Annotated in this window: 15 protein-coding genes; 7 read left to right on the forward strand and 8 right to left on the reverse strand. The window is 70.8% G+C overall.

Going from position 1 to position 19,517, the window contains the following annotated elements; translation table 11 throughout:
- Window positions 1-20: 20 nt before the first annotated feature.
- Window positions 21-572, reverse strand: a complete 552-nt coding sequence (locus tag ACQPXS_RS03555) for a hypothetical protein (protein WP_433446802.1) — start codon at window positions 570-572, stop codon at window positions 21-23.
- A 131-nt stretch (window positions 573-703) separates the two neighbouring features.
- Window positions 704-1,273: a TetR/AcrR family transcriptional regulator gene (locus tag ACQPXS_RS03560; RefSeq protein ID WP_433446804.1), complete on the reverse strand. Its 570-nt coding sequence runs from the start codon at window positions 1,271-1,273 to the stop codon at window positions 704-706.
- Between the two features lie 201 nt (window positions 1,274-1,474).
- On the opposite strand from ACQPXS_RS03560, the gene ACQPXS_RS03565 reads away from it, so the two are divergent.
- Complete coding sequence (locus ACQPXS_RS03565) at window positions 1,475-2,884, forward strand: carboxypeptidase regulatory-like domain-containing protein (protein ID WP_433446806.1); 1,410 nt, start codon at window positions 1,475-1,477, stop codon at window positions 2,882-2,884.
- A gap of 212 nt (window positions 2,885-3,096) precedes the next feature.
- A complete protein-coding gene (locus ACQPXS_RS03570) occupies window positions 3,097-3,612 on the forward strand; it encodes a hypothetical protein (protein WP_433446808.1) in 516 nt (171 codons plus the stop codon).
- 78 nt (window positions 3,613-3,690) lie between these two features.
- On the opposite strand, the gene ACQPXS_RS03575 is transcribed toward ACQPXS_RS03570, so the two are convergent.
- Together ACQPXS_RS03575 and ACQPXS_RS03580 are read right to left on the reverse strand one after the other, a co-directional pair.
- Window positions 3,691-4,140, reverse strand: a complete 450-nt coding sequence (locus tag ACQPXS_RS03575) for a hypothetical protein (protein ID WP_433446810.1) — start codon at window positions 4,138-4,140, stop codon at window positions 3,691-3,693.
- A gap of 327 nt (window positions 4,141-4,467) precedes the next feature.
- Entirely contained in the window at window positions 4,468-7,320 is a 2,853-nt protein-coding gene (locus ACQPXS_RS03580; protein WP_433446812.1) for a helix-turn-helix transcriptional regulator, read from the reverse strand.
- A gap of 157 nt (window positions 7,321-7,477) precedes the next feature.
- On the opposite strand from ACQPXS_RS03580, the gene ACQPXS_RS03585 reads away from it, so the two are divergent.
- On the forward strand, window positions 7,478-9,007 hold the full coding sequence (locus tag ACQPXS_RS03585) for a 4-hydroxyphenylacetate 3-hydroxylase family protein (protein WP_433446814.1): 1,530 nt from the start codon (window positions 7,478-7,480) through the stop codon (window positions 9,005-9,007).
- A 19-nt stretch (window positions 9,008-9,026) separates the two neighbouring features.
- Here ACQPXS_RS03585 and ACQPXS_RS03590 read toward each other — a convergent pair whose 3' ends face one another.
- The 4 genes from ACQPXS_RS03590 to ACQPXS_RS03605 form a co-directional block, all read right to left on the reverse strand.
- Window positions 9,027-11,246, reverse strand: a complete 2,220-nt coding sequence (locus ACQPXS_RS03590; protein ID WP_433446816.1) for a LuxR C-terminal-related transcriptional regulator — start codon at window positions 11,244-11,246, stop codon at window positions 9,027-9,029.
- Window positions 11,247-11,380: 134 nt separating this feature from the next.
- The gene (locus ACQPXS_RS03595) at window positions 11,381-11,869 is read right to left on the reverse strand and encodes a flavin reductase family protein (protein WP_433446818.1); all 489 of its coding nucleotides are present in this window, start codon (window positions 11,867-11,869) and stop codon (window positions 11,381-11,383) included.
- A gap of 104 nt (window positions 11,870-11,973) precedes the next feature.
- Complete coding sequence (locus ACQPXS_RS03600) at window positions 11,974-12,843, reverse strand: dioxygenase (protein WP_433446820.1); 870 nt, start codon at window positions 12,841-12,843, stop codon at window positions 11,974-11,976.
- Window positions 12,836-13,969 (reverse strand): maleylacetate reductase, encoded by a 1,134-nt coding sequence (locus ACQPXS_RS03605; RefSeq protein ID WP_433446822.1) that lies wholly within the window; start codon window positions 13,967-13,969, stop codon window positions 12,836-12,838. The genes ACQPXS_RS03600 and ACQPXS_RS03605 overlap by 8 nt, the downstream gene beginning before the upstream one ends.
- Before the next feature lie 448 nt (window positions 13,970-14,417).
- Between ACQPXS_RS03605 and ACQPXS_RS03610 the strand changes: the two genes are divergently transcribed.
- From ACQPXS_RS03610 to ACQPXS_RS03625, 4 genes are all read left to right on the forward strand, one after another.
- On the forward strand, window positions 14,418-15,173 hold the full coding sequence (locus ACQPXS_RS03610; RefSeq protein ID WP_433446824.1) for a CoA transferase subunit A: 756 nt from the start codon (window positions 14,418-14,420) through the stop codon (window positions 15,171-15,173).
- The gene (locus tag ACQPXS_RS03615; protein WP_433446826.1) at window positions 15,173-15,817 is read left to right on the forward strand and encodes a CoA transferase subunit B; all 645 of its coding nucleotides are present in this window, start codon (window positions 15,173-15,175) and stop codon (window positions 15,815-15,817) included. Before ACQPXS_RS03610 ends, ACQPXS_RS03615 begins: the two co-directional genes overlap by 1 nt.
- On the forward strand, window positions 15,814-17,073 hold the full coding sequence (locus ACQPXS_RS03620) for a thiolase family protein (RefSeq protein WP_433446828.1): 1,260 nt from the start codon (window positions 15,814-15,816) through the stop codon (window positions 17,071-17,073). Before ACQPXS_RS03615 ends, ACQPXS_RS03620 begins: the two co-directional genes overlap by 4 nt.
- A 101-nt stretch (window positions 17,074-17,174) precedes the next feature.
- A complete protein-coding gene (locus ACQPXS_RS03625) occupies window positions 17,175-19,352 on the forward strand; it encodes a SpoIIE family protein phosphatase (protein ID WP_433446830.1) in 2,178 nt (725 codons plus the stop codon).
- Window positions 19,353-19,517 lie beyond the last annotated feature (165 nt).

Below are 19,517 nucleotides of genomic sequence, written 5' to 3' on the forward strand. Positions count from 1 at the left end.
TGCCGGGCCGGAGGCCGGCTTCATCGCTGCCAGAGAAAGGCGGCCTCGCTACAGGGGCGGCAGTGAAAGACGTAGCCGCGGCCGCCTCCACCGAAGTTGGCGGAGGTGGCGAAGTCGGATCCCTCTTCGAGTTCGGCCGTGAACGTCATACGGGCGGTGCAGGAGGGACAGTCAGGGGTCTCGTCACCTTGGATCCAGTCCGGTTCGCCGCCCAGCCGTCCCAGAACCGGCTGCGCGGTCGGGGCGTCGCCCGGGTGCGGGCGCAAGGCGGTGACCGCACCGAGCAGCGTCTCGCCTTCGGCGGGGACGGTGGCCGGCGCCAGTCGGCCTTTGAAGACGAAGGCGCGGTTGGCACCGGCTGTGGCGTCCCAGTCGTCGCACATGCCGGGGTCGTTCTGGCAAAAGAACACCGCGACCGCCCCGAGATCAAGAGGCAGATGAGCGAGGAACTGCATGGGCCCGCCACACTCGCGGCAGTTCGGCCACACGAATCCGTCCGGGACGAGTGGAACGCCTCCGGTGCGCAGTTCGGGAGCGTCGGCTTCGGCTTCCCCACCGTGGATCAGCAGCATGGCCAAAGCCTAGGCGCAACCTCCCGCACTCCGACCGGGGGTCCGCCGGGCGCTACCGGACTTCGGGGGTAGAGGCGCCGAAGGATCAGCACACCGTCACCGACTGCCTGCGCCTCGCCCCCTGTTCAAGCTCAGTCGGCCGCCGCGACTGCGTCCCTGATGAGGCGAGTGGCGGCCGCGTCGGTACGGGCGACGTCATGGGTCACCAAGCGGTCCTGGCACAGACCGCGCAGGCCGGAGACGAGGACCGTGGCACCTGTCCGCGCCTGCTGTGGCGGGTGACCCAGCCGGACGTAGGCCGCGGCGATGGGGCCGATCATGACCTCGACGGTCTCGGCCGCGATGTCGCCGTACTGCTCGGGATCGGTGGCGGCCAGGCTGAGCAGCTGCAGCAGCATGCGGACCGGCCCGGACTGCTCCCCGACGGTCATCGCTTCCCACAGGGCATGAGCCGCCTCGCGCAGTCCCGCGCTGTCGCGCACGTCGTCGAACATCGCGTGCGCGTCGGGACGGCTGGCGGCCAGCGCCTGGGCCAGCAGGTTCTCGCGACTGCCGAAGTAGTACAGAAGCATCCGCTTGGTGGTGCCGATCGACTCGGCGAGCGGACTCAGCGACATCTGCGCGACGCCGTGGTGCTGAAGGTGGTGCACCACCTGCTTCAGCAGCTCGGCACGCTTCTCGGCATTGACGGGGCGAGGCACGGTTTTGACTGTACCGCTCGGTACACGTAAGGTCCAGCAGACATAGATGTGCCGATCGGTACGTTAATGAAAGGGCGCATGGCGACGATGTCAGGCGCGTGCAGCCGAGAGGGGCGCCATGAAAGTCGTTGAACAGCGAACACTGCGGAACCACCGCGAGTTCTGTGACATGGCTCGCCACGCCGCCCGGGGGGTGCTCCTGTGAAACACCGCATCGAGCGTCCCCGCGGCGTCTCCGTGGTCAAAGTCCTGGCCGAGGCCCTGACGATCCCGGCCCTGCTCTTCCTCGGCCTGCTGTTCAGCTTCCCCACGGCCTTCCACAAGCCGCAGCCCGACCACGCGAAGCTCGTCATCGCCGGTGTCCCGGTGGAACGCAAGGTCGACGCCGCTCTGCAGCTGCAGCATCCCGGCGGGTTCGACGTCACCGCCGTGGCGGACGCGCGGGAAGCCCGCCAGGCGGTGCTGGACCGGGACGCCGTGGCCGGCTTCGCCGCAAAGGGCAAGCACGCCGTGCTGTACGTGGCCGGGGCCAACGGGGTCAGCCTCGATCAGGCGCTGGCCAAGGGCTTCACCCAGCTTGCGGCGCACAACCACCAGAAGCTGACGGTCACCGACGTGGCGCCCACTGTGAGCAAGGACGGGCTCGGCACGACCCTGGTGTACTTCGCGATCGCCTGGAACATACCCGGCTACATCCTCGCGACGACCCTGCTGCGGGCGGTCACCCTCAACCGACGCAAGAAGGTGCTGACGGTCGCGTGCTTCGCCGCCGTCTTCAGCGCCGTGGGCTTCTTCGTCGGCGTGGGCCTGGGCTTCTTCCCCAACGACCCCGCCGCCCTGGCGATCGCCTTCTTGCTCACCACGGCGGTGGGCACCTTCTCCCTCGGCATGGCGCCTTTCGTCAAGCACTTCTTCCCGCTGGCGGGTCTGGGCCTGTACATCGTGCTGAGCGTTCCCTCCAGCGGACTGGTCCCCGTCCAGCTGCTGCCGCGGTTCTTCCAGGCCCTGCACGCCGTCATGCCCCTGGGCAACGCGGTCGACGGCCTGAGAGGGGTCCTCTACTTCGACAATGCGGGTGTGCTGAAGCCGGTCCTCGTGCTCTGCGGGTGGATCGTGGCGGGTACGACCCTGCTGAGTCTCGACGCGTGGCGGCACCACCGCATGGCCGCACGACAGGGAGCAGAGGAAGAGCAGGAGGACGTTCCGGAACCGCCGGTGGAGGACCCCTCCATGGAGGCGCCCGTGCCCACCGCGCTTCCGGTCCACCCCCATCACTTCGGCGAGCTGTTGCCGATGCTGGAGGGCGTCGTCCGCGACGGCGAACAGCAGCCCGTCCGCCATGCCGCGGTAACCGTCATGGACACCAGTGGTCGGCAGCTGGTACGGACCGCGACGAACGCGCGGGGCGAGTACGCCGTGACCGGTCTGCCCGAGGGATACATCAGCGTCGTCGTCTCGCACCCCGGCCGAAACCCCCTGGTCCACCAGAAGCTGGTGCAGTCCGGGGTGGCCGTCCGGGCCGACTTCACCCTGCATGACCGGCGCAACAGGACGTCAGTGCACGCGGGCGCTCAACGCCTCGATCTCGGCCACGCGAGACACGGATCCTGAGACCACGCCGCCTGCACCGGCGAGCCTGCGTGGCGGCGGACCCCGGCGCCATCGCACAGAGGTGTCCCTCGCCGGCGCGGCACCCACTGCCATCTACACAACGCCCGCACACCGCGGGAATATCCGGAACGGCCTCAACGGCTGTGGCCATGTGGAATCAGGGAAACCGAAACCTGCCGGTGTCGGAGGAAGTACGCGAGGACGGATCGCAAGTGACCAAGGAACACGCCAACCGTCGTGGCCTCCCGCCGGACCGCCGCAGAAAGCACACCGCTGAGCTGCTCGCCGCGTGCGCCGCCTGTCTCATACCGTGGACCGTGATGCTGGGGCTGACGCTGCCGTCGTCCCGCCACGTTCACCAATGGCGCCTGACCTGGGTCGGATTCGACGTGCTGCTCATCATCGCGTTGGCTTCCACGGCATTGCTGGCCTGGCGCCGCAGCCGTTCGGTCATCCTGTACGCGCACGCCACCGCGGTCCTGCTGATCTGCGACACCTGGTTCGACATCTCGCTCGACGCCGGCACCGAGGACGTCTGGATGGCGGGTGGCCTCGCCCTGCTCACCGAACTGCCGCTCGCCGCCTTCCTCATCCATCGGGCACACTCCCTGATCGCCCTGCTGCCGTGGCCGCCCGCGCACAACGCCGCCGGCGACACCGCCGGGAGCCGGACGGAACCGGTCCCGGACGGGGAGACTTTCCCTCCGGGTCTGCGGACGGGTGGATGACCGGGTTCATTCGGCAAGGACGGTGACGACTGGGGCGGCCGCCGTTCTTCTCGCGGTTACCCTCGGACAGGCGTCGGATCACGCGTCCACGCGCCTCGGCGGAACGGCGCAGGAGGCGCAGCGGCTGCAGGTTCGTGGCGGTGACACCGTGCTGATTCGGCGAACTGCGAAGCAGAGGAACTGAGCGCTGACAGCCAGCAGGTACACCGCGGTCGTGGTCGCCCCGACGAGCCCCCACAGGAGAGGCCCGGAACAACACCGTGCGAGCAACAGGCTGACCAGCGCGGCGAGAGTCGCCATGGGCAGATGGAAGGCGGCCCATATCCACGTGCCGTCCGAGGCGGACCTCTCCGGCTTCATGGGGGCGCCGCCGTACGCGACGGCACCCAGCCCGACGAAGGCGAGCGTCGCACCGGCGAGGAGTGCCAGGACTTCCGCCACCCCTGGGGCGCCCCGGTCGGATGACGTCACCGCGGTGGCGGTCCACAGCGCCAGGGTGTATCCGTGCGGGGCCGCGCTGGCGGCCACGGCAGCGCGGAGCCGACCGCGGTATCCCCGTTCAGCGACCGCGCCGGCGCCGCCTGAATCGGGCCGCGGTCGACCGTCCGTCCGGGACACGGGGGAAAGTCTTGCCACGCCGGTACTCCTTCTCGAGCGCCTGGTACGCGGCCCGGGTCTGCGCCTGGGGAACGACCCGGTGGGTCTCCGGGCTCAGCCGTCCGCATGGGAACGGACCGCCGACGGCGCCGTGTGCCTCCGGCCAGGCCGTCGCGACCAGCATCACCGGTACGGCCGGCGTCGGCGTCGCCCATTCGCGGGATCCTCGCCATCGCACCCCGCGGCCGCACGCGCCGCTCAGCGAGACCCGTCGGCGATACCGCCCTGTTCGATCGCCAACCGGGTCAGTTCGACTCGTGTGTTGATGCCCAGCTTGGTGAAGATGTGCTTCATGTGCGTGTTGACGGTGTGCACGGACACGTAGAGCCGGTCGGCGATGGCCCGGTTGGTGAGGCCCTCCACGACGAGCGGGATGAGCTTCCGCTCGGATTCGGTCAGGCTCTCCCATCCCGGTGCGCCGGTCGTCTGGTGCCGTGGGGCACCTGTGCGCACGCCGAACTGCCTGAGCCGCCACATGATCCGTTCGTGATCGCGCAGGGCTCCGGAGGCCGCCGCCAGCTCACCCGCCTCGTCGAAGTACGGGATCGCCGACGTGGTGTCGCCCGACTCGGCCACGAGGCCCCCGAGGTCCTCGCAGGCCGCGGCCAGGGCCAGCCGCCTGCCGGTGCTCCGGTAACCGGTGACGGCGGACGCCAGTGCACCTCGGTCGCTGTGCAGCAGGCCGTCCACATGGGCCCGGACCGTCCCGATGATCTGCTGGCTGTCCTGCTGTTCGGCGAGGGTGCGCAACGCGCCGGACACGGCCTGCGCGAGCGACGGGTCCTCGCCGCGGAGCGCCATGCGCACGATCTCGGGCCAGTGGGACGGCGGCACCGCAAGCAGTCGTGCCGGCTCGGCGTCCGTGAAGCCGCCGCCCAGCGCCGCTGCCGCTGCGGCGTCCCGGCCCTCCGCGTCCGCCAGACAGGCCCGCGCGAGCGACACCCACAGGCCGTACCGCTGCGTGCTCGTGCCGGAACCGGCTTCGGCGGCACGGAGATGGTCCCTGGCTTTGGCGAGGTCACCGCGTCTGATCTCCACCAATGCCAGTACGGAGCGGGCCTGCGGAGTCGGCTGGGTGATCTCGAGTTCGTCGGCCACCATCAGACTGGACTCGGCCTCCACGGCCGCGTCGTCCAGCGCCCCCTGTTCGAACAGCGCGCAGGCACGGCTCGCGTGCCAGTGGGGAAGTGACCAGCCCAGGCCCAGCGCCTCCGCTTCGCGCTGGCCCTCCCGCAGCACCCGCTCGGTGTCCGCGAGCCGGTCGGTGGCGGGCAGTACCGTGGCCAGCCACAGCGCGGGAATCCGCGGAGGCCGCAGGTGGAGTGCGCCGGACTCCATGCCGGCGCGTGCCGTGGCCTTCTCGGCGAGCTCGAGGGCGTCTGCGAGGCGCCCACGGTAGAAGAAGGTCTGCGACTGGAACACCATGGCGCTGACGACGACGGCCGGGTCCTTGCTGCGGTAGGAGGCCTCGACCAGTCCGATGTCGGTCTTCTCGGCAGCGGTGATGTCCCCGAGGTACACGTGGCCCGTCGCCTTGGTCTTCAGCAGTCGGACCCGCAGGTCGGCAGGCAGCCCGGGAAGGGCCAGAGCCTGCTGGAGGTGTGTCATCGCGGCGGCATCGTCGCCCGCGGCCTGGTGGATCTCGGCGGCCACCAGGCGCAGACGCGCCTCCTGCGGCGGCTCCAGCCGGTCCGACAGGGTGGCGTCGACCAGGTCGAGCGCCTGATGGACCCGGCGGGTCCGGCCGAGGTACTCGGTGGCGTCGGTCAGCAGGGCGATGCGCCGCCGGTCGTACAGGGGCAGCAGTCCGGCGATCTGCTGAGCCAGGTCCGCAGCCGCGTCGGGGGCCGACGACGACAGTTCCCGTACGGTGGTGGTCAATGTGGTCACGGCGTCGTCGTCGACCGGGCCGCCCGACATGACGACGTGCCAGGCCACCTCGGCCGATCGTGCGCCGATGCCACGCAGAATGTCGGCGGCCTCCCGGTGCAGAGCGGTCCGGACGGCCGGCGCCAGATTCTCGTGCACAGCCTGCCGCATGAGGTCGTGGCGGAACGCCAGTCGCGGGCCGTCGCCCGAGAGCAGACCGGCGTTCAGAGCGGCCTCGACGCCCGACAGCAGGCTGCCGGCCTGTCTGCCGAGCATACGGGCGGCCGTGCCGAGGTCGAACTCCCGGCCGAGGACGGACCCGATCTGGAGCAGGCGCACGGCGTCCTCCGGGAGCCGGTCCAGGCGCGCGGCGACGCTCCGCCGGAAACCGACGGGGATGCCGTCGTGCAGCAGGCTCGCCACGCCCGCCTCCACTTTGACGGCGTCGGCGTCGGCGAAGGCGCGCACCAGTTCGATCGCCAGGAACGGATTGCCCGCGACGCCCCGCAGCAGCCGGGCCAGACCGGGTGATGGTTTCGCCCCGAGGACGTCGGCCGCGATGTGCTGCAATTCCTGCTGCGGCAGGGGGCCGAGGGTCAGCCACCGGGCTCCGAGGCGTTCGAGGTCCTCCCGCACCCTGGCAACGGTCGGCCGCTCGGTCTCCGACCGCACCGCCAACACCCACAGGATCCGCGAGGCCGCCAGTCGCCGGGGCAGGGTGCGGAGCACCAGGAGCGTGGCCGGATCCGCCCACTGCGCATCGTCCACCAGCACGGCCACCGGGGCGCGCTGGGCACGGTCCTCCAGAGCGTCCGTGATGCCGTCAAGCAGCCACAGCCGCTGGTCGTCGGTGGCCGCGGCCGCTCGTTCGGATCCGCCGGAGGACTGCAGGGCGGACTGCAGGGCGGCTCCGGCGGCGTACTGGTCGAGCTCGTCGGCCCGTACGGACACCACGTCGAACCCGGACCGCCGTGCCATCTCGTCCAGCTCCGCGAGCAGTCGGCTCTTGCCGACGCCGGCCGCGCCTTCCACGACGACGCAGGCACCCCGTCCGCCACGCACCGCGTCCAGGGCCTCACGGACAGCCGCCATCTCGCGGTCCCGTCCCCTGAGGCGCAGCCCGGTCATGACCTGGCTCCCACGCCCACCGGGCCGGTCGCCCACGGGCTTTGTGCTGCGCATGGGGCCAGCATGCCGTACGGCCACAGCGCCCTCAACGCCGGTTCCTGCGTGCTCGGGGCTTTCACCCGGGTGATTGTCGCTTCCGCGCCGTGCGCTCACCCCGTCGCGACGCATGCTTCGGGGCGTCCAGATCTCTTGCCCCCGAGAGGAGCATGACGTGCGTACAGGCAAGGAATACCTGGCGGCGCTGAACGACGGCCGTACGGTGTGGGTGGGCGACGAGCTCGTCGACAACGTGGCCACGCACCCCAGGACGAGGGCGTACGCCCGGAGCATCGCCGACTTCTACGACCTGCACCACCGCCCGGACCTCCAGGACGTCATGACGTTCGTGGACGAAGAGGGCGTCCGGCGATCCATGACGTGGTTCCAGCACCGCTCCAAGGAGGACCTGCTGCGCAAGCGGCGCTACCTGGAGACGGTGCAGCGGGAACTGGGCGGCGGTGCGATACCACGCACACCGGATGTCAACAACTACGTCCTGCTGACCTACGTCGACGACCCGGAGCCCTGGAGCAGCGAGTCCGTCGGGACCGACGGGAGGGACCTCACCCAGGGGATCGTCGACTTCTGGAACGAGGTGCGGGACGGCGACCTGAACGCGACGCCGGCCTTCGTCGACCCGCAGGCGGACCGCTCGCGCGACTCGGCGCAGGCGGAGTCCCCCGCCCTGCGGGTGGTCGCCACCTCGGACGAGGGCATCACCGTGCGGGGTGTGAAGTCGATCAGCACCGGCGCGGCCTTCGGGGATTGGATCCACATCGGGGTCTTCTACCGGCCCGGCATCATCGCGGAGCAGATCATCTACGGGGCGGTGCGGACCAACACCCCCGGGGTCACCATCATCTGCCGGGAGAGCAACGTCCGCGAGGGCGAGGAGGTGGAGCACCCGCTCGCCTCACACGGTGACGAGCTCGACAGCATCATCGTCTTCGAGGACGTGCTCATTCCCTGGAACCGGGTCTTCCACATCGGCAACCCCCAGCACGCGTCGCTGTACCCGCAGCGCGTCTTCGACTGGCTGCACTACCACTCGCTGGTGCGTGCGATGGTGAAGGCCGAGCTGATGCTCGGTCTGGCCCTGCTGATCACCGAGCACATCGGTACCTATCAACTGCCGCCCGTGCAGGCCCGGATCGCGCGGTTCGCCGGCTTCCACCAGACGCTGAAGGCGCATGTGGTCGGTTCGGAGGACCAGGGGTTCTACACTCCGGGCGGCATCTACAAGCCGAACGTCCTGATGTTCGACTTCGGGCGGGCGTACTACATCGAGCACATCACCGACATGACCCACGAGCTCGTCGACCTGTCCGGTCGTGCCGCGCTCATCTATCCCACCGAGGGGCAGTGGCAGCAGTCCGAACTGCGGCCGTGGCTCGAGGCGCTGCAGACCGGACCGGTCGGGAGGCCGCACGACCGGCTGAAGATCAGCCGAGTGATCCGCGACCTGTTCCTCTCGGACTGGGGCAACCGCATCAGCGTCTTCGAGAACTTCAACGGCACGCCCCTGCTGGCCATCCGCAGCCTCACCATGAAGCGCGCCGAGATGTCCCCGGCCGGCAGCATGGCGGACCTCGCACGCAAGGTCTGCGGCCTCGAGAGCGTGAGCAGTGACGACGCGACCGCGTACCTGGCCCAGGCGAACTACGCCCGGCGGCAGGACGCCTCTCGTCAGGACGCCTCGTAGCAGGATGCCGGGGCCCGGGTCAGAGCATGCCGCACTCCCGGGCCCTGGCGACCGCTGTGCTCCGGTCGTGAGCGCCGAGTTTGCGGAAGATCGCCCGTACCTGTGTCTTGACGGTGTTGTGGGACACATAGAACTCGGAGGCGATCTCACGCAGTGTCAGCGGACCGCACAGGGCGCCGAGCACCCGGCGCTCCCCCAGCGACAGCTCCTGGGGGCCGGACTCGACGAGCGGCACGACGGTGTCCTCGCCGACTCGCCCGAGCAGTGTCGTCAGCACTCCCGGTGACTCGCACCGGTCCGCTGCCCGCTCGGCCGCCTCACGGGCCTCCCGTGCGGCGGCCGCGTCGTGCCGCGCACTGGCAAGTCGTGCCCGTGTGACGTGGTACAAGGCGTGCATTTGGGGTTCGCTGCCGGTCCTGGACGAGTCCGCCAGCGCCGCTTCGGCGTCGGCCAGGGTGTTTTCGGCCTCGTCGGCCCGTCCCTCGTCGAGGAACAGGCCAGCCCTGCCGATGTAGGCGGGCGCGGCGACGAAGTGCCGTTCCAGGCCGGCCGTCGCGGCCGCCTCGTGGGCCTGGTCGCTCAACATGCGCGCCCGCTCGTGGCGTCCGGCGAGCAGCGCGCACACCGCCCGCAGACCCAGCGCGCGGACCAACGCCAAGCTGTGACCGGCGGCATGCGCGTCACGGGTCGCCTCGGCGAGCAGCGCCTCCGCCTCCCCGTACCGGGAGGTCCACAGCAGCGCGGTGCCGCGGGCCGTACAGGCCAGGGCACGCCAGGACGTCAACGGGACGGTGCCGGCGACGGCGGATTCGGCGAGACGGTCGCCGGTCAGGACCTCCCCCTGCAGCCAGCATGCCACGGCCTGGGCGACGGCTGCCGCATCGGACACCGTGCTGCCCTCGCCGACCGTCTCCGCTCCCGGCTCCCTGAGCCGGACCACGTCCAGCCAGCGCCGGGCCGTTTCCGGAGCACCCCCCGACAGGGCCGCCATCGCCGCCACGACGCACAGTCTCGCGTCGGCGGCGACCGTGCGGAGCGGCAAGAGCTCCAACCATTGCGCGACCTCCCGACCGCGGCCCGCCGAGACCGCCTGTTCCCAGTCGTGGAGTATCGAGGCGGCGGCAGCGGCCTCGTCACCGCCGCGCACCCAGTGCCGTACGGCCGCGGCCGTCTCGGCCTGCCGTGAGTACCACCGAGCCGCCGCTCGGTGCAACGACACGGCGGTCTCCGGCTGTTCGGATCCAAGGAGGTCGCAGAGCAGCGCGGACAGTGCGCGGTGACGCCGGTATGCCGAGGGGCCGGTGGCCACGGGCACGAGCAGCTGGACGGTCCGTGCGAGCTCGCGCAGCAGTACGCCCGCCCGGTCCCCGGCGAGGGCCTGGCACGGCCCGGCACTCAGCTCGTCGAGCACACTGGTGCGCAGCAGGAACCTGCGCTGTTCGGTGGTGAGCCGGCAGAGCACCTCGCTGGCCACGTACTCGGTGACCGCTCGTCTGCCACGGGCCAGGTTGGCCACCGTGTCGGCGTCGTCCGACGAGAGGGCCAGGGTACGGCCCATGATGCACAGCGCCGCCGCCCACCCCTCGGTGGCCTCGTACAGCGCCCTCGACGTGTCCGGGGCCGGAGCGGACCCGAGCAGACCGGTGAGCAAGGCCTGTGCCTCCTCCTGCGTGAAGGCCAGGTCGTGCTGGTCGAGTTCGGCGATCGCGCCCCGGGCGCGCAGGGTCGGTACGGGGCCACCGGGAACGTGTCGGGTCGACAGAATGACGCGAAAGCCCTGCGGAAGCCTTGCCAGGAAGTCCGAAAGGCTACGGACCGCGTCGACGTCCGTGATCGATTCCACTCCGTCGAGGATCAGCGTGAGCGATCCCTGTCCGTCCAGTCCGGTCACGAGGCTCGGCAGGATCTCCTCGAGCCACGCGTCGAGTGTCCATTCGCCGCTGTCGAGCCGGACGGGCAGTTCCGGCCGTACGTACTGCAACGCCCGCAGGATGCCGGCCCAGAGCCGGCCTGGGGCGTTGTCGTGCGCGTCCAGGCTGAGCCAGGCGCACGAACCGCGCGTTCCGAGGCTTCGCGACCACTCGGTGAGGAGCACCGTCTTTCCGGCACCGGCGGGCGCGGAGACGACCACCACGGGCTCGGTCGACGCGTCCAGCCGGCGCAGCAGCCGGGGGCGGGTCAGGAGGTGCGGGGGCTGGCCCGCAGGACGCAGCTTGAAGATCGGCACGGAGCTGGTCATGGCACCCTCGGTGGAGTCGTCGGGACGAGCGGCGCCCCCGGCGTCCGTGGCTCGCCTGCAGGAGCCCGACGCCGGGGGCCGTAGTGGGCCGGATCAGGGGTACGGCGGCCTCCGTCGGGCCGCTGTCACCAGCGCTAGCAGGGAGGCTTGAGCGCGCCGAAGTCTCCGCCGAAGTGGAGCAGTGGCCGGCCTTCCATCCGGTGTTCGAAGTGGCGGACGTCGCCCACGAATATGGTGTGATCGCCGCCGGGCAGCGCCGCGGCGACGTCGCACACGACCGCCGCGATGGCGTCCTTCAGCACTGGCACGCCATGGTCGTCGATGGTCTCCACGCCCGCGAACTTGTCCGGCTTGGATGCGGCGAAGTTCCGCGCGAGGTGCTCGCTGTCCTCTCCCAGGACATTGACGGCGAAGCGACCGTGCTCCGCGATCGCGGTCCGCGTGTACAGCTGGTTGCCGATACACACGAGCAGTTGGAGTGGCTCCAGGGACAGCGCGGAGACGGCGCTCGCCGTCATGCCGATGGGCGTGCTGCCCGAGCGTGTGGTGATCACGCTGACACCCGTGGCGAGCCGGCTCATCGTGGCTCGGAACCCGAGGACATCGTCGAGAGTTTCAGTCATCAGAGGACCTCCGTGAATGCGGGACCGCGCCCCGCGGGTGATGAAGGGTTCGGCGTCGGCCGTCCTCATGGACGACCGCCTCTCGTCTTGTAGCGCCGCGGGGATCAGTCCGTGACGCGGGGTTCGAGGACGAAGGTGCGGCGCAGCAGGATGTACGGCACCTCGGTCATTCCGCGGCAGGGCCCGGCGTCGGCCTCGTACGTGTCGAAGCGCTCGATCAGCGACTGCCTGACGCCGAACACCGGATCGGTGTCCAGGTGCGGGTCGTCCGAGGGGAACAGCATGGTGGTCACGCGCTGGAATCCCGGAGTCTCGATCATCACGTGCACATGGGCGGGACGCATGAGCGACCTGCTGGTCGCGCTCATGAGTTCGCCGACCGGGCCGTCACCGGGTATCGGGTAGCTGGACGGGCGAATGGAACGGAATCCGAAGTGCCCCGTCTCGTCGGTGCGGAACAGCGCGCGCATGGCCGGCTCGTCCAGGCCGGGCACATCCACGTCGTAATGGCCGTCCGAGTCGCTGTGCCAGACGTCCACCGCCGCGCCGGCCACCGGCGCTCCCTCGCGGTCCACGACCCGCCCCTCGAAGAACAGCGGGGTACCGGGCAGGCCTCCGGAGATGTCGGCGGCGTCGGCCTCCCGTGGCCTGTCCTCCCTGAAGTAGGGGCCCAGCACACTGTTCTGCGTGGCCTGGCTGGGGCGCCGGTTGCTCAGGGAGTCCACCAGCATGGTGACGCCGAGCACGTCGGACAGCAGGATGAACTCCTGACGCGTCGGGGTGCACATCTGCCCGGTGCGCGTCAGGAAGTCCACTCCCCGGGCCCACTCCTCCTCCGTCAGTTCGACGTCGCGAACGAAGGCGTGCAGGTGCCGCACCAGTGATTCCAGGATCTCGGCGACACGGGGATCCTTGGTGTCCCGCATGGTCGAGATCACGGCCTCGGTGATGGTGTCGCTGGTCAGATCACGCATGACGTGCTCCCGTGGTGGATGAGTGGTGGGTCGCGGACACGGTCCGGGGATGTGTGTCGCCGGGTGATGTGCACGGCTGCTGCCCTGACCAGGCGCGGGCCAGGAGAGCGCGCACCGCCGTCCGTTCGACTGGTCGCGGGTTCCAGTAGCCGTCCCGCACGATGAGTTCGGCCGCCTGCTCGATGCCCGATTCCGGCATACCGAGGTCCCGCAGTGCCCTGGGGGCGCCGAGCCTCCCCGCGAAGTCGAAGAGACCGCTCGCGGCGTCGGCCACCGACAGCGCCTCGGCGATGCGTGCCATGGCCTCGGGCGCCGCCGGTGCGTTGTAGGCGACCACGTGCGGCAGGACGACCGCGTGGGTTTCGGCGTGCGGAAGCCCGAACGTGCCGCCCAGCACATGGCACACCTTGTGATGCAGGGCCATGCCCACCGTGCCCAGGCACGTGCCCGCGAGCCACGCCCCGTACAGGGCCTCGGCCCGCGCCTCGCCGTCGTCCGGACGGTGCGCGACGACCGGGAGGGACCGGATGAGGGATTCGAGCGCCTCACCGGCCATCAGGAAGGCGAGCGGGTCCCGGTCCTGTGCGTAGAGGGCCTCCACGGCGTGCGCCATCGCGTTGATGCCGCTGACCACCGATGCCGCCGCGGGAAACGTGACCGTCAGGTCGACGTCGTACACCACGGTCTTGAGCAGCACTTCCGGCAGCCGGCGGGTCGTCTTCCGGCGCCCTTCGGTCTCTCCGAGGATCGGCGTCATCTCCGAGCCGGCGTACGTGGTGGGCAGCGCCAGCTGTGGCAGCCCGGTCCGCAGGGCGATCGCCTTGCCGAGGCCGATGGTCGAGCCGCCACCAATCGCGAGTACCGAGTCCGCTCCCACGGTTCTCGCGTACGCGACCGCCTTCTCGGTGACCTCGACGGGAGTGTGCGGAGCCGCGCCCGTGAAGGTTCCCACGGCCGCCGTCCCAAGTACGTCGTGTATCTCCGCCGCCTGGCCCGATTGACCAGGTGTGCACAGGACGAGCACCCGGCGGCATCCGAGGGCATTGGCCTCTTCGGGGATACGACTGCGCGTACCGCTGCCGAAGACCACCTTGGTGATCTGTCCCCGATGCACGAATGTCTTCATGAGAATTCCCCAGTCCCGCCGTCTGCTTGGAATCAAGACTTTCGATGCCTGAATGACGGGGGTCAACGGAATTCGCGAGCGATAACGAGCGCCGGCGTTGAAATACCTTGTTCGTGCGACAGGCGCCGCGCCCGGGGCCTCCGGCTCTCGACGGATATCACCTATCTGCGGGATGCCATGGGGTGCGTGGGGGCTGGGAACGTGGATCCGAATCTCTGTCAGGCTGCTCGGCACAGGTGGGGTCGTCCTCCCGCAGGAATGTGAAACAACACAACCCCTGAATCGCCGCCGATATCGCCGATCTGCGGGATAGCCAAGTGCGCCGTGGCGGCGGACCCTGAAAGCAGGTCTCAGCCGGGCTGGATGCGCATCGGGCGGACAGGCCGGCGGCGGAAAGCACTCCGCGATAGACACAGAATTCACGCGAGCATCTGAGGGTCCGAAAATAATGGACAAATTGGTCAGTACGGCCCTGGAGGCCGTGGCGGATGTGCCGGATGGAGCGTCGTTGGCCGTGGGCGGGTTCGGGTTGAGTGGTGTGCCGGACGTACTGATCCGGGCACTGTTCGAGCGGGGCGTCGGCGGACTGTCAGTCGTTTCGAACAACTGCGGGGCGATGGATTCGGGCCTGGCCGTGCTGCTGTCCGCGGGCCGCATCGGACGGGTGACCGGATCGTATGTCGGGGCGAACAAGGAGTTCGCACGGCAGTACCTGGCCGGTGAGCTGGAGGTGGAGCTGATCCCGCAGGGCACGCTGGCGGAGCGGCTGCGCGCGGGCGGCGCGGGCATTCCCGCCTTCTACACGCCGGCCGGGGTCGGCACCCAGGTCGCCGAGGGCGGGCTGCCCTGGCGCTACGACGGCTCCGGCGGCGTCGCGCTGGCCTCGCCGCCGAAGGAGGTGCGGGTCTTCGACGGCGTGGAGTACGTCCTGGAGCGCGCCATCCGCACCGACTTCGCGCTGGTTCGGGCCGCGAAGGGCGACCGGCACGGAAACCTGGTCTTCAACAAGTCCTCCCGGAACTTCAACCCCCTCGCGGCCATGGCGGGGAAGGTCACGATCGCCGAGGTGGAGGAGCTGGTCGAACCCGGCGAGATCGACCCGGACGCCGTACACCTGCCCGGCGTCTTCGTGCAGCGGGTGCTGGCCCTGACCCCGCAGCAGGCGGCGGACAAGAAGATCGAGCAGCGGACGGTGAGCAGCTGATGGCCTGGACACGCGAGGAGATCGCCGCCCGCGCGGCGCGGGAGCTGCGCGACGGCCAGTACGTCAACCTGGGCATCGGCCTGCCCACGCTGATCCCGAACCACCTCCCTGCGGGCGTCGAGGTCGTCCTGGAGTCGGAGAACGGCATCCTGGGCACCGGCCCCTACCCGACCGAGGAGCAGGTCGACCCGGACCTGATCAACGCGGGCAAGGAGACCGTCACCGTCCTGCCGGGCGCGTCGTTCTTCGACTCGGCGCTGTCCTTCGCGATGATCCGCGGCGGGCACATCGACGTGGCCGTGCTGGGCGCCATGCAGGTCTCCGCGGGCGGCGACCTGGCCAACTGGGCGGTGCCGGGCAAGCTGGTCACCGGGATCGGCGGCGCGATGGACCTGGTCCACGGCGCCCGTCAGGTGATCGTGGTGATGACCCACACCGCCAAGGACGGATCCCCGAAGATCCTCAAGGAGTGCACGCTGCCGCTCACCGGCAAGTCCTGTGTGAACCGAGTCATCACCGACCTTGCGGTGCTGGACGTCACCGAGGCAGGCCTGGCCCTCGTGGAGACCGCCCCCGGCGTCACCGTCGACGACGTCGTCGCCCGGACCGACGCCGAACTCACCATCCCGGAGAATCTGCTGTGAACGTCGTCAACAGGCTCAACACCGTTTACCTCGTCGACGCCGTCCGCACCCCCATCGGGCGTTACAACGGCGCCCTGGCCTCCGTACGCCCCGACGACCTCGCCGCCCACGCGATCCGCGCCCTCCTCGCCCGCACACCAGCGCTGGACCCGGCCCGGATCGAGGACGTCTACGTCGGCAACGCCAACGGCGCCGGCGAGGAGAACCGCAACGTCGCCCGCATGGCCGCGCTCCTCGCCGGACTGCCCACCAGCGTGCCGGGCGTGACCGTCAACCGGCTGTGCGCCTCCGGCCTGGAGGCCGTCGTCCAGGCGGCCCGCGCCATCGCCGTCGGCGACGCGCACCTCGCCCTCGCGGGCGGCGTGGAGTCCATGACCCGCGCCCCCTACGTCCTGCCCAAGAACGACCGCCCCTTCCCGGCCGCCCACGCCGAGCTCTACTCCACCACCCTGGGCTGGCGCATGGTCAACCCGGCGATGAACCCGCAATGGACCATCCCGCTCGGGGAGTCGGCCGAACTGATCGCCGACAAGCACAAGATCAGCCGCGAGCAGCAGGACGAGTTCGCCCTGCACAGCCACCACAAGGCCGCAGCAGCCCAGGAACAGCACCTGTTCGACGCCGAGGTGACGCCCGTGCCCGTCCCGCAGCGCACGGGCGAGCCGGTCCCCTTCGCCGCCGACGAGTGCGTACGCCCCGACGCCTCCCTCACCGCGATGGCGAAGCTGAAGCCGTCCTTCCGCACCGCGAGCGAAGCGAGATGGGGGTCCCCCCGGCCGAAGGCTGGGGGAGGCACGGTCACCGCCGGCAACGCCTCCCCGCTCAACGACGGCGCCGCCGCCCTGCTGCTGGCCGACGAGGCCGGCCTGAAGGCGACCGGCCGCGAACCGCTCGCCCGGATCTCCGCGACCGGAGTCTCCGCCACCGACCCGCACTACTTCGGCCTCGCCCCCGTCGAGGCCGTCAACCGGGCGCTCGCCAAAGCGGGCAAGGGATTCGACGACCTGTCGGTGCTGGAGCTGAACGAGGCCTTCGCCGCCCAGGTCCTCGGCTGCCTCGCCGAATGGCCCGACTTCGACCCGGCGATCCTCAACCCCCAGGGCGGCGCCATCGCGCTCGGCCACCCGCTCGGCGCCTCCGGCGCCCGGCTCGCCGGCACCGTCGCCCACCAGCTCGCCCGCCGCGGCACCGGCACCGGCGTGGCCACCCTCTGCATCGGCGTGGGCCAGGGCCTCGCCCTCGTCCTCGAACGCTGACACACGCTGGACGAGCAGACCGTCGTGGGGAACGGCGCCCGTGGCCGGGATCGGCAGCGGCCTCCGCGCAGGGTCGGCAGGTGCGGACGTACGGTACTGGTATGTGCGCCATGCGGGAAGGCGGCGCGGCGCAGCCCCACGGCCCCCGCCCCTCTTCGCCGAGCGCCGGGTCGCTGCGCGAGGCCGAGCTGGACCGGCTGCTGGAGCTCGCCATGCGCGACACGGGCGTGCACGCGGGTGCGGTCTTCCTGCTGGCGTCCGACGGGCAGACGCTGCGGCTGGAGGTGACCGCAGGGATGCCGGCGGAGTATCTCGCGCCCTGGTTCACGGTGGCGCTGTCGAGCCGCCTTCCCGTGACCGATGCGGTGCGCGAGCGTCGGCTGGTCTGGCTCGGCGACCCCGAGGAGCTCGCCCGCCGCTATCCCCGCACGGCGATCGCCCTGCCCTACCACCATGCGGTGGCCGCGGCACCGCTCCTCACCGGAACCACGGTCTGGGGCGCGCTGCTGCTGTTCTGGCCCGGCGCCGGCTCCGCCCAGGCCGACGGCCCGAGCCCTGAACGGGTCCGTGCCGCCGGTCGGCGCCTGGGACGGTTCCTGCGCGAGGCCGCCGGCACCGGCCACGCCGTCCGTCCGGGGCCCGCACCCCGCACCCTGGCGCAGCCGCCCGCCCGCAAGCGGGGGCCGGCCGAGGCGCTCGCCGCGGCCGACCTCGTCGAACGGCTGCCGTGGGGCAGCTGCTCCCTCGACCTCGAGGGCAGGTTCACCTACGTCAGCGCCACCGCCGCCGTCCTGCTGGGCGCGAGCAGCCCCGACGATCTGATCGGCACGCGTCCCTGGCAGTCCCTGCCCTGGTGCACCGACCCGGCCTTCGAGGACCACTTCCGCGCCACCGTGGTCAGCCGGAAGCCCGGCTACTTCACCGCCCTGCACCCGCCGGACCAGTGGCTCGCGTTCGAGCTCTATCTCGACGGCTCGGGGGTGAGCGTCCGCATATCGCCGACTGGTCCGGGCGGGGACTCGCAGCCGGGGCCCTCCAGGACGGAGACGTTCCGGGGCGAGCCGATCCGCCTGGGCGAGATCTACCGGGTGCTGCACCTGGCCGCCGCCCTCTCCGAAACCGCGGGCGTCGCAGACGTGGTCGATCTGGTCACCGAGGAGATGCTGCCGGCGTTCGGCGCCCGGACCGTCGCCCTGCTCGCGGCCGAGGACGGCAGAATGCGTGTCATCGGCCGCAGGGGCTACAACACCTCGCTGCTCGAGCACTTCGACGGAGTGCCGCTGACCCACCCGGCACCCGCGGTCCGGGTCCTCGCCACCGGCGTGCCCAGCTTCTTCGCCTCCCTCGACGAGCTGTCCCAGGCCTACCCGGCCGCCCCGCACGAGCAAGGTCTGCACGCCTGGGCGTTTCTGCCGCTGATCGCCTCCGGGCGCCCGGTGGGCTCGTGCGTGTTCGCCTTCGACCGGCCCCACCCCTTTCCCGACCAGCAGCGGGTCGTCTTCATCGCGCTCGCGGGACTGATCGCGCAGGCGCTGGAACGAGCCCGCCTGTACGACACCAGCAACGAACTCGCCAAGACCCTGCAGGCGGCCCTGCTCCCCGACTCGCTGCCCGACCTCCCCGGACTGGATGTGGCGGCCCGCTATCTGCCCAGCGTCCGCGGCATGGACATCGGCGGCGACTTCTACGACCTGGTCCGCGTCGACGACACCACCGCCGCCGCGGTCATCGGAGACGTCCAGGGCCACAACGTCAACGCCGCCGCGCTCATGGGCCGGGTGCACCCCGCCATCCGCTCCCACGCCGCCTCGGGGGCCACGCCGTCACAGGCCCTCGCGCAGGCCAACCGCCAGCTGGTCGCCATGGACCCGGGCCGCTTCGTCAGCTGCCTCTACGCCCATCTCGACCTCGCACACCGCCGAGCCGTCCTCGCCACCGCCGGCCATCCCCCGCCCGTGCTGCGTCACCCGGACGGGCACGCCGAGGTCCTTCCGCTCCGACCCGGCCTGCTGCTCGGCATCGACCCCGACGCGGACTATCCCCCCACCGAGATCCCGCTGACCCCCGGCACCGTCCTCGCCCTGTACACCGACGGCCTCGTCGAGACTCCCGGGGTCGACATGGACGACGCCATGTCCGGGCTCGCCACCCAGCTCGCCCGGGCCTCGACCCAGCCCATGGACCGGCTCGCCACGACCCTGATCGACCATGCACGGCAGACCGCGCCCCGCACGGACGACATCGCCCTGCTGCTCATCGGGCTCGCCACCGCCGGGTAGCGCCCATCCGGCCGGACCTCGCCGACAGGCGCTGTGGCGGTAGGGCATGCCTTGACGCCCATCGACGCAGTTCGGGCCGGTCGGACCCAGGAAGAGCCGGAAAACCAAGGGGCATGGTCCTTCGTTGTGCCAGTCCCCGCCGCCGTCGGCTCGGCGGCATGCTCT

Source organism: Streptomyces sp. CA-142005 (assembly GCF_050942335.1).
Lineage (GTDB): Bacteria > Actinomycetota > Actinomycetes > Streptomycetales > Streptomycetaceae > Streptomyces.

What these genes read in the sequence shown, in the direction of transcription:
- ACQPXS_RS03590 (WP_433446816.1), bottom strand. Translation starts at nt 11,246, where the DNA reads ATGACCAGCTCCGTGCCGATCTTCAAGCTGCGTCCTGCGGGCCAGCCC.
- ACQPXS_RS03615 (WP_433446826.1), top strand. Translation starts at nt 15,173, where the DNA reads ATGGCCTGGACACGCGAGGAGATCGCCGCCCGCGCGGCGCGGGAGCTG.
- ACQPXS_RS03625 (WP_433446830.1), top strand. Translation starts at nt 17,175, where the DNA reads ATGTGCGCCATGCGGGAAGGCGGCGCGGCGCAGCCCCACGGCCCCCGC.
- ACQPXS_RS03595 (WP_433446818.1), bottom strand. Translation starts at nt 11,869, where the DNA reads ATGACTGAAACTCTCGACGATGTCCTCGGGTTCCGAGCCACGATGAGC.
- ACQPXS_RS03555 (WP_433446802.1), bottom strand. Translation starts at nt 572, where the DNA reads ATGCTGCTGATCCACGGTGGGGAAGCCGAAGCCGACGCTCCCGAACTG.
- ACQPXS_RS03610 (WP_433446824.1), top strand. Translation starts at nt 14,418, where the DNA reads ATGGACAAATTGGTCAGTACGGCCCTGGAGGCCGTGGCGGATGTGCCG.
- ACQPXS_RS03580 (WP_433446812.1), bottom strand. Translation starts at nt 7,320, where the DNA reads ATGCGCAGCACAAAGCCCGTGGGCGACCGGCCCGGTGGGCGTGGGAGC.
- ACQPXS_RS03605 (WP_433446822.1), bottom strand. Translation starts at nt 13,969, where the DNA reads ATGAAGACATTCGTGCATCGGGGACAGATCACCAAGGTGGTCTTCGGC.
- ACQPXS_RS03600 (WP_433446820.1), bottom strand. Translation starts at nt 12,843, where the DNA reads ATGCGTGATCTGACCAGCGACACCATCACCGAGGCCGTGATCTCGACC.